The organism is Mycobacterium sp. 1245852.3 (assembly GCF_001669335.1).
GTDB classification, from domain to species: domain Bacteria; phylum Actinomycetota; class Actinomycetes; order Mycobacteriales; family Mycobacteriaceae; genus Mycobacterium; species Mycobacterium europaeum_A.
Window position 1 is genome coordinate 36,051 of record NZ_LZLL01000535.1, and the last position, 13,989, is coordinate 50,039.

The window sequence follows — 13,989 nt, forward strand, 5'->3', positions numbered from 1 at the left end:
ACCGCTTACGTCCGTGCAGTCTTGGCGGTGGCGGAGGGATTTGAACCCTCGGACGGTTTTAGCCGTCACACGCTTTCGAGGCGTGCTCCTTAGGCCGCTCGGACACGCCACCGCCGAGCAGCTTACCCAACGGCGGGCCCGTCACCCCAATCGCTGGCGGGCGAAGAAGGCCTCCAGTGGCGCGGCACACTCCTGCGCCAGCACACCACCGCGCACTTCGGGGCGGTGATTGAGCCGCCGGTCGCGGACGACATCCCACAACGATCCGACCGCCCCCGTCTTGGGCTCCCAGGCCCCGAACACCAGGCGGGCGATGCGCGACAGCACCAGCGCACCCGCGCACATGGTGCACGGTTCGACGGTGACCGCCAGCGTGGCGCCCTCCAGCCGCCACCCGTCGCCGAGCACCTCGGCGGCCGCGCGCAGCGCCAGGATCTCGGCGTGCGCCGTCGGGTCGCCCAGGGCCTCGCGGGCGTTCACCGCGCGGGCCAACTCGGTTCCGTCGGCGCCGACCACCACCGCACCGATGGGCACGTCACGAGGACCCGCCGTCGCGGCAACCGACAGCGCGGACCGGATCAGGTCTTCGTCAGGTCTCACCGACCGGTCCTGATGGCGGCGGCCCGCCGCGCTTGCGATCACCGACCGAGGCGGTCGATCACCGCCGACAGCTGGTCGGCGAAGCCCATCTCGCGGGCGATGCGGCCCAGCTGCTCGTCGGCGTACAGATCGGTCTCGTCGACGATGACGCCCAGGACCGCCTCGGGCAGCCCGATGTCGGACAACAACCCTAAGTCGCCCTCTTCGAATGGATCCGAGTCCTCCAGGTCCTCCGGATCGAGGTCGGCGTCCAGCTTGTCGAGCACTTCCGCGGCGATGTCGTAATCGAGCGCGGCGGTGGCATCCGAGAGCAACAACCGCGTCCCCGACGGCGCCGGCCGCACGATGACGAAGAATTCGTCGTCGACGTCCAGCAGGCCGAAGACCGCCCCGGAACTGCGCAATTCACGCAACTCCGTCTCGGCGGCCGACAGGCTCGTGAGCGACTTACGGGCCATCGGGGCGCAGCGCCACTGGCCCTCTTCACGCACCACCGCGACGCCGAAACCGTCCGGCGTGTCCGCGGACAGGCCCTGGGCAGAGGCCCGTTGTGCTCCCATGGCCGCTTACGGTAGTCCCTGACCAGGCCCCTGACCAGATGGCGGCGGGTCGCCTCGACATCTGGCGGCACCGCCCCCGACCGGATGTGCCAACCTTGGAATGTGGCACGCCCTCCTTCAAAGACACCGGTGTGTGTGCTCGGGCTGGGGCTGATCGGCGGCTCGATAATGCGGGCCGCCACCGCGGCCGGCCGTGACGTGTTCGGCTATAACCGCTCGGTCGAGGGCGCACAGGCCGCGACCGCCGACGGCTTCGATGCCACCACCGACCTGACCGCGACGCTGTCTCGCGCCGCCGACACCGGGGCGCTGATCGTGCTGGCCGTGCCGATGCCGGCGATGGCGGGCATGCTCGCCCACGTCAAGGAGACGGCCCCGCACTGCCCGCTGACCGATGTCACCAGCGTCAAGCAGGCGGTGCTCGATCAGGTCGTCGCGGCGGGGCTGCAGGAACGCTTCGTGGGGGGCCATCCGATGGCGGGCACCGCGCATTCGGGGTGGACGGCCGGGTATGCCGGGTTGTTCACCGGGGCTCCGTGGGTCGTCAGCGTCGACGACCACGTCGACCCGGCGGTCTGGTCGACGGTGATGACGTTGGCGCTCGACTGCGGCGCCGTCGTGGTGCCGGCCCGATCCGACGAGCACGATGCCGCCGCGGCGGCCATCTCGCATCTGCCCCACCTGCTCGCCGAGGCGCTGGCGGTGGTGGCCGGAGACGTGCCGTTGGCCTTCGCGTTGGCCGCCGGCTCGTTCCGCGACGGGACCCGGGTCGCGGCGACCGCCCCGGACCTGGTCCGGGCGATGTGCGAGGGCAACTCCGACCAGCTGGTGCCCACGGTCGACCGCCTCCTCGAGCTGCTGAGCCGCGCCCGCGAATCGCTGGCCGCGCACAATTCGGTCGCCGACCTCACCGAATCCGGCCATGCCGCGCGCATCCGCTACGACAGCTTCCCGCGCAGCGACATCTTTCACGTCGTCGTCGGCGCGGAGAACTGGCGTCAGGAATTGGCCGCCGCGGGCCGGGCCGGTGGGGTGATCAGATCCGCTCTGCCAAGCCTGGATAGTCGACGATGAATCCCTCGTCATCGACGCTGACCGTGGTGTCGGAGATCGGCGAGCGCAGTTTGATCTCGGCCGGGCCGCCGGTGTTGCTATAGCTCACGGTGTCCGCCGTGATGGACATCTCCGGCAGGTTCACGTAGACCACCGGCAGCGTCACCGAGGCCAGCCGCTCGTATAACCCGAGCCGCCGGATGGGCAGCGCGTTGAAGAACGGGCTGAACTCCACGTCGACATCGAGCGCACCGTTGTAGGCCGCCCGACGCTCGCCCTGGTGGTCGGTGACCAGCCACATGTTCTCCTCGTCGCGGGCAAGCGAGAAGACCCGCTCCCGCTCGGCCAGGGTGACGGTCATGCCGAGCCGCTTGGTGGCGCCGGTCTCATCGGTCAGCAGGTCGTAATAGGCGCCGAACGCCGGGGTGGTTTCGGTGGCGGCGGCAATGATGCGGCCATTGGCCTTGATTCTGTTGCCGGACACCTGGACTCGTACCGATTCCATGCGGGGAGCATCCTGTGCGCGCCAGGTGAGCATCGCCTGCCACACGCGGCGAGACGGATCAGAGGGGGCTGCGTTCACTCATCTACCGTAAGACGTGCCCGCCAAGCGATGCGGAAGTGCCCGGTATGTTCGCCGCAGCCGCCCGGTGCCCGGCACCGAAATCCACACCGCCAACGCCAGCAGACCGTCGAGCACCAGCGCCAGCGCGGCCACCATCAGCGCCCCAACCAGGGCGAGATGAAACTCACGTTCCTTGATTCCGTCGATCAGGTATCTGCCCAGTCCACCGAGGCTGGCGTAGGCCGCCACGGTCGCGGTCGCCACCACCTGCAGCGTGGCGTTGCGCAGGCCACCCAGGATCAACGGCAACGCATTCGGCACCTCGACGCGCAGCAGCACCTGGGCCTCGGTCATGCCCATCGCCCGGGCGGCATCGACGACCGTGGGCTCGACATTGGCGATCCCGGCATAGGTACCGGCCAGCAGCGCCGGCACACCCAGCAGCATCAGCGCCACCAGCGACGGTCCCAGACCCAGCCCGAAGACCAGCGTGCCGAACAGCAGCACGCCCAGCGTCGGCAGGGAGCGCAAGCCGTTGACGGCGCCGACCACCAGCAGGGTGCCCCGCCCGGTGTGCCCGATGATCATGCCGACGGGAATCGCGATCAACGCAGAGGCGGCCACCGCCAGCGCGGTGTACTCGAGGTGTTCGAGGATGCGGGCGGCGAGCCCGACGGGACCGGTCCAGTTGTCGGCGGTCAACACGTAGGAGATCGCCCGCGCGACGAAGTTCACCGCGCACCACCGACCACGGGCGCGACGACCGCGCGGCGACCGGTACGCCGCGTGGCGTGCGCCCACGGTGTTGCCAGCCGGCCGGCCACGACGATGAGCACGTCGATGACCACCGCCAGCACGAACAGCGCGATGATGCCGGCCAGGATCTGATCGCTCTTGTCGGTTTGGTAGCCCTGGGTGAACCAGCTGCCCAGCCCACCGATGCCGATGACCGAACCCACGGAGACCATCGCGATGTTGGTGACCACCACCACCCGCAGTCCGGCGACGAGCACCGGAACCGAAAGCGGCAGTTCAACTTTGAGCATCCGTGTGACCGGCGAATACCCGACGGCAGTGGCGGCGTCGCGCACCTGGGCGGGCACCGCGTCCAGCGCCTCGAGCACGGCGCGCACCAGCAGCGCCGCGGTGTAGGCCGTCAACGCCACCAGCACGTTGGCCTCGTCGAGGATGCGGGTCCCGATCAGCATCGGAAGCACCACGAACAGCGCCAGCGACGGGATGGTGAACACGACGCTGGCGACCGCGGTCGTCAGCCGGCGGGCGATTCGGGTGCGCTGCACCAACATTCCCAGCGGCAGGGCGATCGCCAGCCCGATCAGCACCGGCACCAACGACAGCCGCAAATGCACGACGGTCAGCCCCCAGGCGTCGTCGAGATGGCTGAGCAGATAGTGCATCGGCTAGGTCCCTGGAGGTTCCGCCGAGCCCAGGCGCTGGGCCTGGACCGCGGCCAGCACGTCGTCGGCCAGCACCCCGCCGATGACCTTGCCGTCGTCATCGACGGCGACCCCGATGCCCGACGGCGACGACAGCGCCGCATCCAGCGCGTGGCTCAGGTTGCCCCGCGGCCGAAACAGCGATCCGAGCCCGCTCATGCTGTCCGTCAACGGCACGCCGTCGCGGTGCCGACGCACTCCGGCGCCGTCGATCCAGCCGATGGGCACGCCGCCCGAATCGACCACCACGGCCCACCCGCCGGAAGGTTCTGTCTGCATGGCCTTTTCGGCCGCAACCCGCTCGACATCGTGCAGCGGCAGTCCCGCCGCGTCGAGGAGTTGTAACCATCGGTAGCCGCGGCCCAGGCCGATGAACCTCGACACGAAATCGTTGGCCGGCCGCGACAGCAGCTCGGCGGGCTGGTCGAACTGTTGCAACGAACCGCCCTTGAACACCGCCACGCGATCGCCGAGCCGCAGCGCCTCATCGATGTCGTGCGTGACGAAGACGATCGTCTTGTGCAATTCGGCTTGCAGGCGCAGTATTTCGTTTTGCAGGTCGTGGCGAACCACCGGGTCGACGGCGGAGAACGGCTCATCCATCAACAGGATGGGCGGGTCGGCGGCCAGTGCGCGCGCCACGCCGACCCGTTGTTGCTCGCCGCCGGAGAGTTGCGCGGGGTAGCGGGTCGCGAGTTTGGCGTCCAGCCCGACCCGCTCGAGCACCTCGTAGGCGGCTTTGCGGGCGGCCCGGCGGGCCTGGCCCCGTAAGACGGGAACCGTTGCCACATTGTCGATCACCCGCTGGTGCGGCATCAGCCCGGCGTGCTGGATCACATACCCGATCCCGAGGCGCAGTTTCACCGGGTCGCGGGTGGACACGTCGACCCCGTCGATCGTGACGACGCCCGAAGTGGGCTCGATCATCCGATTGATCATGCGCAGCGCCGTGGTCTTGCCGCTGCCCGACGACCCGACAAACACGGTCAGCTCACCGTTCGGGACGCTCAGGCTGAGCTGGTGCACGGCGGTGGTTCCGTCGGCGAAGGCCTTGGTGACTTTGTCGAAGATGATCAAGTCATCCTCCGATCGGATGGTTGAAGCCGTTGTCCCGTATCCAGTTTCGCGCGGCCTGGTCCGGATCGATGCCCGAGTTCCCCGACACCGCAGCGTTGAGTCCGGCAACACCGGCGGTGGTCAGCTTCGCCGACACAGCGTCCAGCACGTCCCTGAGATGATCTGATTTCTTCTGCGAATTGACCAGCGGCACAATGTTTCCGGCCATGAAGTTGTGTTCGGGGTCATCGAGGGCCACCAGGTGGTTCTGCGGGATGGCCGGGGACGTGGTGAAGACGTTGGCGGCGTTCACCCTTCCCCCGACCAATGCGCGCACCGTGACCGCGCCCCCGCCGTCGTCGATGGCGACGAAGTTGCCAGGTTTGATGTCGAGCCCATACTTCTGCCGCAGTCCCGGCAGCCCGGCGGGGCGGGTCGCGAATGCCGAGGGGGCACCGAATCGCACGTCCGGTGAGTGAGGGGCCAAATCGGCGATGGTCTTCAGACTCCAGGAGTTCGCCGTCTGCGCGGTGACGCTGACGGTATCGGTGTCGGTGGCCGGCGCGGGCGCCAGGATCGACAGGTCACCGGGCAAGCGCTGGTGCAGCTCCACCTCGACGGCACCCAGCATGGTGGCCTTGGACTGCGGGGCGAAATACAGCAGCAGATTGCCGATGTACTCCGGTACCAGGTCGATGGAATGGTCTTTGAGCGCAGGGATATACGTCTCCCGGCTGCCGATACCCATCCGCGTGCCCACCTCAAACCCGTTAGCCTGCAAGGCCTGCGCGTAAATCTCAGCGATGATCTGCGATTCCGGAAAGTCTCCGGAGCCGATGACTATGGAGTTGGGGCTTCGAACCTGCGCTCCCAACGGATCGGAATTGCTGCACGCCGCAACAACGCACATCGCCATCAGCAGGGCTGCCGCGCGCATGATCGTGCCTTGCGGGCGCGGCAGCGTCGTCATACCGCCGACCCTAATGCCCGAACCGCGCGGACGCTGGCCTGCGGAATTGGTGGCGGTGAATCGGTTTCATTCTGCGTCGGATAGGGCAAAGATGGCAGTATGAGCAGCCACATCCCTGCCTCGCCCGGGCAGCCGCCCCCCAAGCCCGATCCTGCGGCCAAGACCGGCGCACCCGCCAGAGAACCGGCTATCGGGTTCACCCGCGCCGGGGCACTGTGGTCCTCGCTGATCGCCGGCTTTGTGATCCTGATCCTGCTGCTGATCTTCATCACCCAGAACACGACACCGACAGACTTCCAGTTCTTGGGCTGGCACTGGAGCCAGCCCAAGGGCGTGGCGATCTTGCTGGCGGCCGTGGTCGGCGGGCTGATCACCGTTGCGGTCGGCACCGCACGGATCCTGCAGTTGCGCCGCGCGGCCAAACGGCAGCACGCGGCCGCCGCACGCTAGCCCGGCAGCTTCGCCAGTTCGGCCAGACCGCGCGAAATCAGCGGCGACACGACCTCCGGTGCGTGATCGGAGTCGGCGCCGCGGGCCTGATCCGACATGCGTCGCCGGAAGTCGATGCCGGCGGCGATGATCGCGAGCTTGAAGTAGGCCAGCGCCATGTAGAACTCCCAATGGGCCAGCGATGTACCGGCCACCAGCGAATAGCGGTCGGCCAGTTCGTCGGCCGTCGGCAACAGCGGTGACGTCCACGCGGCCTGGGCATTGACGATCAAATCCAGGGCGGGGTCGCGGTACACGCACATCAGGGCGGCGTCGGACAGCGGATCCCCCAGCGTGGAGAGCTCCCAGTCGACGACGGCACGCACCTTCGTCGGGTCGTCGGCGTCCAGGATCGTGTTATCGATCCGGTAGTCGCCATGCACGATCGAGGTCCGGCTCTGCTGCGGAATGGCTTCGCCCAGACCGGAATGCAGCCGCTCCACGTCGGCGTCGCGTCGATCCTCGGGCAACCGGACCAGCGACCACTGCGAGCCCCACCGCCGCACCTGACGCTCCAGATAGCCGCTCGGCTTGCCGAAATCGGCCAGCCCGACGGCGTCGGGATCGACGTTGTGCAGATCGACAAGCACCCGGATCAACGAGTCGACGCAACCCCCAATCACGGTGTGACTGAATGATTCGAGTTGAGCGCGGCGCCGAACCACCTGCCCGGCGACGAACTCGACGATCTGGAAGGGAGCGCCCAGCACCGAATCGTCCTGGCACAGCCCGATCGTGCGCGCCACCGGCACGGGGGTGTCCTGCAGCGCCGCCACGACGCGGTACTCGCGGGCCATGTCGTGCGCCGACGGGGTCAGGCCGTGCAGGGGCGGCCGGCGCACCAGCCAACTGGTGCTGTCGTCGTAGACGCGGAACGTCAGATTCGAGCGACCCCCGGAGATGAAGTCCGCGCGCAACTCACCGTCGCGCCCGACTCCCAGCGAACGCAGGTAGGAGTCCAGCGAGGCCAGGTCGAGCCCCTCGAGTTGGTCAGCTGAAGTCACCGAACTTGTCTACCACCGCCGACCTCGACGCGGTGCACCACCTGCGAGTTGCGGGCGTGGGGTTCAGGCGCTGCCACGGCCCGCATCGTCGTCGAGCAACCTCTGGTTTCGCGGCAACAGGTCCCAGACGTGTTCGGTGGTGTTGACCGCGGCCACCGTCGCTTGACCGGACCGGGAGAACAACAGCCGAGTCACCGACGCGTAGTCGACGGGGAAGGACAGCAGGCGGGCGGTACCCAGAATTTCATGCAGCAGGACGTTGATGACCCCGCCATGGCTGAACACCGCGACCGTGTCTTCGGAATCGGCGGCCGCGACGAGGTCGTCGATCGCGGCGCGCACCCGCGCCCGAAAAGCTTCCTCGTCGACCGCGCTCGGCAGATGCCCCTGCGCCAGGCGCGCCCACTCCTCCGGCATCTCCGCGCGGATCTGCTCGACCGGGATGTACACCGGAAGGTCGCGGTCGTACTCGGCGAAGCGATCGTCGATCTCGACGCTGAGCCCGCGATCCGCCGCGACCGGCTCGGCGGTCTGGATGGCCCGGCGCTGCGGGCTGCTCACCACCCGCGAAATGGGGAACCTGGCGAGCGCCTTGGGTAGTCGTTCGATCTGGGCCAGCCCCTCCTCGGACAGGTCCGGATCGGAACCTTGGCCGTGTTCGCTGCGCAACGGCAGCGCATGCCGGACCAGAAGCACTTGCATATTTCGTCCCGTCGTTCGATGGTGGGCAGCGCCAGTTTCTCACCGCGCCCGGCGACGCCGATCTCGAGGAGGACGGATGACCGAACCGGACAGGGATTGGGACGCCACCTACCGGCAGGCCGTGCCGCCGCCGTGGAGCATCGGCCGGCCCCAACCGGAGCTGGCCCGTCTCATCGATCAGGGCAAGGTGCGCAGCGAGGTGCTGGACTCCGGCTGCGGGCATGCCGCGCTCTCGCTGACCCTGGCCGCGCTCGGCTACACCGTCGTTGGCCTGGACGCCAGCGCGACCGCAATTCGGGCGGCCACCGCCGCGGCCGCCGAGCGGGGACTGAGCACGGCGACCTTCGCGCAGGCTGACGTCACCGACTTCGGTGGCTATCCGCCTGGTTCCGACGGCCGCTTCGCCACGATTCTCGACAGCGGCCTGTTCCACGCGCTGCCGCCCGACCGGCGCCACGACTACATCCAGTCCATCTTTCGGGCCGCCGCGCCGGGAGCCGCGCTCTACATCCTGGCCTTCGCGGCCGGCGCGCTGGATGACGCCCATTCGGACCGGCCGGGCCCGCGCGGCTTCACCGAATCCGAATTGCACGACGCGGTCGCGACGCTGTGGCGCGTCGACGACCTGCGCGCGGCGAAGGTTTACGGCAACGACGACACCGGCGGGTCGTCGGATGGTCCACTGGCCCACCTGGAGCACGACGACGAGGGCCACTTCATGGCCCCAGGGTTCCTGCTGAGCGCGCACAAACCGGACTGACCGGGCTGCGGCCATGGAGAATGCTATTCTCCATACGGAGATTGGGGTGTGCGGCGTGGTTGGACGGTGACTCGCGTGGGCGAACCGGGACTCGACGCGGGCGTCCTCGCCCGCTGGCTGGATGCAAACAACGCCCCGGGTGGCGGCGAGGAACCGCGGCTGACCCAGCTCAAGGGCGGCTCGCAGAACACCCTTTACCTGATCGAGCGCGGCCCGTCGGAGGCGCGGACGAGGATGGTGTTGCGGATGCCCGGCGCGCGCGCCGACGCCGCCCGCATCGACGGGCTGCTGCGGGAGATCCGCCTGGTGCGGGCGCTGTCCGGCACCGATGTCCCGCACGCGGCGCTGATCGCCGCCGACGACACCGGCGACGTGCTCGGCATGCCGTTCTACGTCATGCAGGCGATCGACGGGTGGAGCCCGATGGACGGCGGGTGGCAATCGCCGTTCGACACCGACCTCGAGGCCCGGCGCGGCCTGGCCTTCCAATTGGTCGACGGCGCGGCCAAGCTGGGCCGAGTGGATTGGCGCAAACAAGGACTCGAAGGCTTCGGCCGCCCGGATGGATTCCACGAGCGGCAGGTCGATCGCTGGCTGGCGTTCCTCGACGCGTACAAGGTCCGCGAGCTGCCCGGCCTGGATGTGGCCTCCGACTGGCTGCGCCGCAACCGTCCGGCGCATTACCGGGCGGGCATCATGCACGGCGACTATCAGTTCGCCAACGTGATGTTCGCCCATGGCGAGCCGGCGCGGTTGGCCGCGATCGTGGACTGGGAGATGACCACGGTCGGTGATCCGCTGCTCGACCTGGCGTGGTGCCTGCTGGGCTACGACGGCGAGAAACCGCGCGAGGACGGGTTTTATCTCGACATGCGCGGGATGCCCACGCGCAGCGAGCTACTGGGGCACTACGAATCCGTCAGCGGGTTGTCTACCGAAAACATCGACTACTACCTGGTGCTGGCCAACTGGAAGCTGGGCATCGTGCTGGAGAAGACCTACGCGGCCGGGGTAAGGACCGGCTCGCAAAAAGGAGGAGTCGACCCGAAGATCACCGACGCGTTCGGCCCGATGATCCTGCAGCTCATCGCCACCGCGGCCGAGCTGGCCCGATCTCACAAGGTGTCCTGAAATGGGTTATGCCGAAGAGCTTTTCGACCTCACCGACCGGGTAGTCCTGATCACCGGCGGCAGCCGCGGACTGGGACGTGAGATGGCGTTCGGTGCGGCCCGCTGCGGCGCGGACGTGGTGATCGCCAGCCGCAACCTCGACAACTGTGTGTCCACCGCCAAGGAGATCGAGGCCGAGACCGGCCGTGCGGCCATGCCGTATCAGGTGCACGTGGGGCGCTGGGATCAGTTGGACGGCTTGGTGGAGGCGACCTACGAGCGGTTCGGCAAAGTCGACACGCTGATCAACAACGCGGGCATGTCGCCGCTGTACGACAAGCTCACCGACGTGACCGAGAAGTTGTTCGACGCCGTGGTCAATCTCAACCTCAAGGGGCCGTTCCGGTTGTCGGCGTTGGTCGGTGAGCGCATGGTGGCGGCCGGTCGGGGTTCGATCATCAACGTGAGCACGGCCGGATCGTTGCGGCCGACACCAGACATCATCCCCTACGCCGCGGCCAAGGCCGGGCTCAACGCCATGACCGAGGCGTTGGCGAAGGCGTTCGGACCGGCGGTGCGGGTCAACACCCTGATGGCCGGGCCGTTCCTCACCGATGTCAGCAAGGCCTGGCATCTGGATGCGGCACATCAGAATCCGTTCCAGCACCTTTCCTTGGAGCGCGCGGGCGACCCCCGCGAAATCGTCGGCGCCGCATTGTTTTTGGCATCCGATGCGTCCAGCTTCACCACCGGCTCGATTCTGCGGGCCGACGGCGGGATCCCTTAGCGAGCAGGAGGTGGGGCCATGCCCTGGGACTTTTCTACCGAGCCCGAGTTCGAGGAGAAGCTCGAATGGATCCGCGGGTTCGTTCGCGACGAGGTGGAACCGCTCGAGGTGCTGTTTCCCGGGTGTGAATTTCTGCCGCTGAACGACGAGCGGCGCCGCATCGTCGACCCGCTCAAACAGCAGGTGCGCGACAAGGGTTTGTGGGCACCGCATCTGGGGCCGGAACTGGGTGGGCAGGGCTTCGGCGCGGTCAAGCTGACGCTGATCAACGAGATCCTGGGCCGCAGCCCCTGGGCGCCGATCGTGTTCGGGACGCAGGCGCCCGACACCGGCAACGCCGAGATCATCGCCCGCTTCGGCACCCAGGAGCAAAAGGACCGTTACCTGGCGGGCCTGCTGTCCGGTGAGATCTTCTCGTGTTTCTCGATGACCGAGCCGCAGGGCGGCGCCGATCCGCGGGTCTTCACCACCCGGGCGGTGCGCGACGGCGACGACTGGGTGATCACCGGGCGAAAGTACTTCTCCTCCAACGCCTCCGTCGCCTCCTTTTTCATCGTCGTCGCGATCACCGACCCCGACGTGCCGGTGCATACCGGCGCGTCGACGTTCCTGATCCCCGCCGGCACCGAGGGACTGGTGTTGGAGGCCAACCACCATCTGGTCGGGGCCGACCCGCACGAGCCGGGCCATTCCCTGGTGCACTACAACGACGTGCGAGTGCCGTCCGACGCGTTGCTCGGAGAGCCCGGACAGGGCTTCCTGATATTGCAGACCCGGCTGGCCGGCGGGCGGCTGCACCACGCGATGCGCTCCATCGGGATGGCGCAACGCGCCGTCGAGATCATGTCGCGCCGGGCGAAAAGCCGCTTCACCCAAGGCAGCCTGCTGGCCGACAAACAACTGGTCCAGGAATTCGTCGCCGACTCCTACACCGAGTTGATACCGTTCCGGCTGACCGTGCTGCACGCGGCGTGGTTGATCGACCAGGGTGACGAGCGCGCCGCCCGGGCGGAGATCGCCGCATGCAAGATCCTGGCCTCGCAGGTGCTCAAATCGATTGCCCTGCGCGCGATCCAGGTGCACGGGGCGCTGGGGCTCACCGATCAACTGCCCTTGGTCAACGTCCTGCTCGGCGGCATCGCGCTGGGCCTGGCCGACGGGCCAACCGAGGCGCACAAGGTGAACCTGGCCCGAATGCTGCTCAAGGGTTACGAGGCCGAGGAAGGCGACTGGCCCAGCGAGATGCTGGATGTGCGGCGCGCTGCGGCGCGCGCCAAATACGGTGAGCTCGTTGACCTCTGACCGCGTGACCGCGGCGGTCGAGCGGGCGCTCGACGACCGCCAGCGCGGGGCCACCGAGGAGGTGGAACGCATCCTGGCCGCCGCGGTGCGCGTCATGGAACGCGTCGCGCCCGAACCGCCCCGCGTCAGCGACATCGTCGCCGAGGCGGGCTCGTCGAACAAGGCGTTCTACCGTTATTTCGCCGGCAAGGACGACCTGATCTTGGCGGTGATGGAACGCGGGGTGGCGATCGTGGTGTCCTATCTCGTGCACCAGATGGCCAAGGAATCGCATCCGCGCGACAAGGTCATGCGGTGGATCGAGGGCACGCTGGCGCAGGTGGCCGACCCGCACCTGATCAGCATGACCCGTGCGGCGGCCGGCCAGATGTCGGCCGGCACCAGTTGGCGCGCGGCCGATCAGGAGATGATGCGGCCGCTTCGCGAGCTGCTCGTCGAACCCATTGCGGCGCTGGGCAGTACCGACATCGAGCGGGATGTCGAGGCGGTGTTCAGCTGCACCGCGGCAACGATGCGTCGCTACGTGGGTTCGGTCGAGCAGCCCGGCGCCGACGACATCGCCCACGTGGTGCGGTTCTGTTTACGGGGATTGGGGGTCAGTTGATGCGCGCGGTGATCTGTCGTTCCTATGGCACGCCCGAGGACCTGGTGATCGACGACGTGCCCGATCCCGTTGCGGCTCCCGGCCAACTGCTGGTGCGGGTGCGCGCCGCGGCGGTCAACTTTCCCGACGTGTTGTTCATCGCCGGCAAGTACCAGGTCAAAATCCCGCCCCCATTCATACCCGGCAACGAGATAGCCGGGGAGGTCATCGCCGTCGGCGAGGGTGCGCCGTTCCGTCCGGGGCAGCGTGTTTCCGGGACCACCTTCGGGGCGTTCGCCGAACAGGCGCTGCTCGACGCGAGCCAGGCCGAGCTCATGCCCGACGACGCCGACTTCGCCTCGGCCGCCGCCTTCGGCGTCACCTACCGCACGGCCTACCACGCGCTGCGCTCGACGGCCGCTGTCACGCAGGGCGATTGGGTGGTCGTGCTCGGGGCCGCCGGCGGCGTGGGGCTGGCCGCGGTGGACCTGGGGGTCGCGATGGGGGCTCGGGTGCTGGCGGCGGCGTCGAGCCCGGAGAAGCTCGAGCTGTGCCGGCGCCGCGGGGCGGAGGTGACCGTGGATTATGACCGCGAGGACCTGAAGACCCGCATCCGTGAACTCACCGGGGACAGCGCCCGCGTGGTGCTGGACCCGGTGGGCGGACCGTATTCGGAGCCGGCGCTGCGCGGTCTCGCGCGTGGCGGCACCTTCGTCACGCTGGGCTACGCCGCGGGCTCCATCCCGGCGATTCCGCTCAATCTCATTCTGCTGAAAGACATCTGCGTGCGTGGCATGGAGATCCGGACCTTCATGGCCGACAGGCCCGACGACGCCGTGCGCGACCTGGCGGAGTTGGCGCAGATGTTCGCCGCCGGCACGGTGCGGCCGTACATCGGCGCGCGATTCCCGCTCTCGGAGACCGCGGCGGCGTTACGGCATGTGGCCGACCGCAAGGTGCTCGGCAAGGTGGTGATCGACGTCGCGTGACG

The 13,989-nt window shown here is 68.3% G+C and carries 17 protein-coding genes and 1 tRNA gene; 8 read left to right on the forward strand and 10 right to left on the reverse strand.

The genetic code is table 11. The annotated features are described in order from the left end of the window. Nucleotides 1-22: 22 nt before the first annotated feature. The 3 genes from A9W96_RS24550 to A9W96_RS24560 all read right to left on the reverse strand — a co-directional run bounded on the left by A9W96_RS24550 (nt 23) and on the right by A9W96_RS24560 (nt 1,160). Nucleotides 23-112, reverse strand: a tRNA-Ser gene (locus tag A9W96_RS24550). A gap of 29 nt (nt 113-141) precedes the next feature. Further along, the gene (locus tag A9W96_RS24555) at nt 142-600 is read right to left on the reverse strand and encodes a nucleoside deaminase (RefSeq protein ID WP_156749207.1); all 459 of its coding nucleotides are present in this window, start codon (nt 598-600) and stop codon (nt 142-144) included. A gap of 38 nt (nt 601-638) precedes the next feature. Beyond that, nucleotides 639-1,160, reverse strand: a complete 522-nt coding sequence (locus A9W96_RS24560) for a tRNA adenosine deaminase-associated protein (protein WP_066872937.1) — start codon at nt 1,158-1,160, stop codon at nt 639-641. A gap of 129 nt (nt 1,161-1,289) precedes the next feature. On the opposite strand from A9W96_RS24560, the gene A9W96_RS24565 reads away from it, so the two are divergent. Continuing rightward, nucleotides 1,290-2,234, forward strand: a complete 945-nt coding sequence (locus A9W96_RS24565; RefSeq protein WP_197499632.1) for a prephenate dehydrogenase — start codon at nt 1,290-1,292, stop codon at nt 2,232-2,234. Here A9W96_RS24565 and A9W96_RS24570 read toward each other — a convergent pair. Genes A9W96_RS24570 through A9W96_RS24590 form a run of 5 tightly spaced genes read right to left on the reverse strand, consistent with a single transcriptional unit; the run spans nt 2,197 to nt 6,261 of the window. Beyond that, on the reverse strand, nt 2,197-2,796 hold the full coding sequence (locus A9W96_RS24570) for a putative glycolipid-binding domain-containing protein (protein WP_067143783.1): 600 nt from the start codon (nt 2,794-2,796) through the stop codon (nt 2,197-2,199). The genes A9W96_RS24565 and A9W96_RS24570 overlap by 38 nt on opposite strands. Then, nucleotides 2,797-3,513 (reverse strand): ABC transporter permease, encoded by a 717-nt coding sequence (locus A9W96_RS24575; protein ID WP_066872945.1) that lies wholly within the window; start codon nt 3,511-3,513, stop codon nt 2,797-2,799. Further along, nucleotides 3,510-4,196: an ABC transporter permease gene (locus A9W96_RS24580; RefSeq protein WP_067143785.1), complete on the reverse strand. Its 687-nt coding sequence runs from the start codon at nt 4,194-4,196 to the stop codon at nt 3,510-3,512. The genes A9W96_RS24575 and A9W96_RS24580 overlap by 4 nt, the downstream gene beginning before the upstream one ends. A gap of 3 nt (nt 4,197-4,199) precedes the next feature. Beyond that, the gene (locus tag A9W96_RS24585) at nt 4,200-5,312 is read right to left on the reverse strand and encodes an ABC transporter ATP-binding protein (RefSeq protein WP_067143787.1); all 1,113 of its coding nucleotides are present in this window, start codon (nt 5,310-5,312) and stop codon (nt 4,200-4,202) included. Between the two features lies 1 nt (nt 5,313). Then, nucleotides 5,314-6,261, reverse strand: coding sequence for an ABC transporter substrate-binding protein (locus A9W96_RS24590; RefSeq protein ID WP_066872954.1), 948 nt, complete (start codon nt 6,259-6,261; stop codon nt 5,314-5,316). Between the two features lie 99 nt (nt 6,262-6,360). Between A9W96_RS24590 and A9W96_RS24595 the strand changes: the two genes are divergently transcribed. Beyond that, a complete protein-coding gene (locus A9W96_RS24595) occupies nt 6,361-6,711 on the forward strand; it encodes a lipopolysaccharide assembly LapA domain-containing protein (protein ID WP_066872956.1) in 351 nt (116 codons plus the stop codon). Here the strand turns inward: A9W96_RS24595 and A9W96_RS24600 are convergent. Together A9W96_RS24600 and A9W96_RS24605 are read right to left on the reverse strand one after the other, a co-directional pair. Beyond that, entirely contained in the window at nt 6,708-7,754 is a 1,047-nt protein-coding gene (locus tag A9W96_RS24600; RefSeq protein WP_066872959.1) for a phosphotransferase family protein, read from the reverse strand. The two genes, A9W96_RS24595 and A9W96_RS24600, sit on opposite strands and share 4 nt — an antisense overlap. Nucleotides 7,755-7,817: 63 nt before the next feature. After that, the gene (locus A9W96_RS24605; protein ID WP_067143789.1) at nt 7,818-8,456 is read right to left on the reverse strand and encodes a histidine phosphatase family protein; all 639 of its coding nucleotides are present in this window, start codon (nt 8,454-8,456) and stop codon (nt 7,818-7,820) included. Nucleotides 8,457-8,532: 76 nt separating this feature from the next. Here A9W96_RS24605 and A9W96_RS24610 point away from each other — a divergent pair, with 76 nt between their 5' ends. The 6 genes from A9W96_RS24610 (at nt 8,533) to A9W96_RS24635 (ending at nt 13,987) form a co-directional block, all read left to right on the forward strand. Further along, complete coding sequence (locus A9W96_RS24610) at nt 8,533-9,216, forward strand: class I SAM-dependent methyltransferase (protein ID WP_067143791.1); 684 nt, start codon at nt 8,533-8,535, stop codon at nt 9,214-9,216. 66 nt (nt 9,217-9,282) lie between these two features. Then, nucleotides 9,283-10,347 carry a phosphotransferase family protein gene (locus A9W96_RS24615; protein ID WP_067143793.1) on the forward strand — a complete coding sequence of 355 codons (1,065 nt, stop codon included), beginning with the start codon at nt 9,283-9,285 and terminating at the stop codon, nt 10,345-10,347. A gap of 1 nt (nt 10,348) precedes the next feature. Further along, nucleotides 10,349-11,113 (forward strand): SDR family NAD(P)-dependent oxidoreductase, encoded by a 765-nt coding sequence (locus tag A9W96_RS24620; RefSeq protein ID WP_067143795.1) that lies wholly within the window; start codon nt 10,349-10,351, stop codon nt 11,111-11,113. An 18-nt stretch (nt 11,114-11,131) separates the two neighbouring features. Beyond that, nucleotides 11,132-12,415: an acyl-CoA dehydrogenase family protein gene (locus tag A9W96_RS24625; protein WP_067143797.1), complete on the forward strand. Its 1,284-nt coding sequence runs from the start codon at nt 11,132-11,134 to the stop codon at nt 12,413-12,415. Then, nucleotides 12,396-13,019 carry a TetR/AcrR family transcriptional regulator gene (locus A9W96_RS24630; protein ID WP_066872974.1) on the forward strand — a complete coding sequence of 208 codons (624 nt, stop codon included), beginning with the start codon at nt 12,396-12,398 and terminating at the stop codon, nt 13,017-13,019. Before A9W96_RS24625 ends, A9W96_RS24630 begins: the two co-directional genes overlap by 20 nt. After that, nucleotides 13,019-13,987 carry an NADPH:quinone oxidoreductase family protein gene (locus tag A9W96_RS24635; protein WP_067143800.1) on the forward strand — a complete coding sequence of 323 codons (969 nt, stop codon included), beginning with the start codon at nt 13,019-13,021 and terminating at the stop codon, nt 13,985-13,987. Before A9W96_RS24630 ends, A9W96_RS24635 begins: the two co-directional genes overlap by 1 nt. The last annotated feature ends 2 nt before the right edge of the window (nt 13,988-13,989 follow it).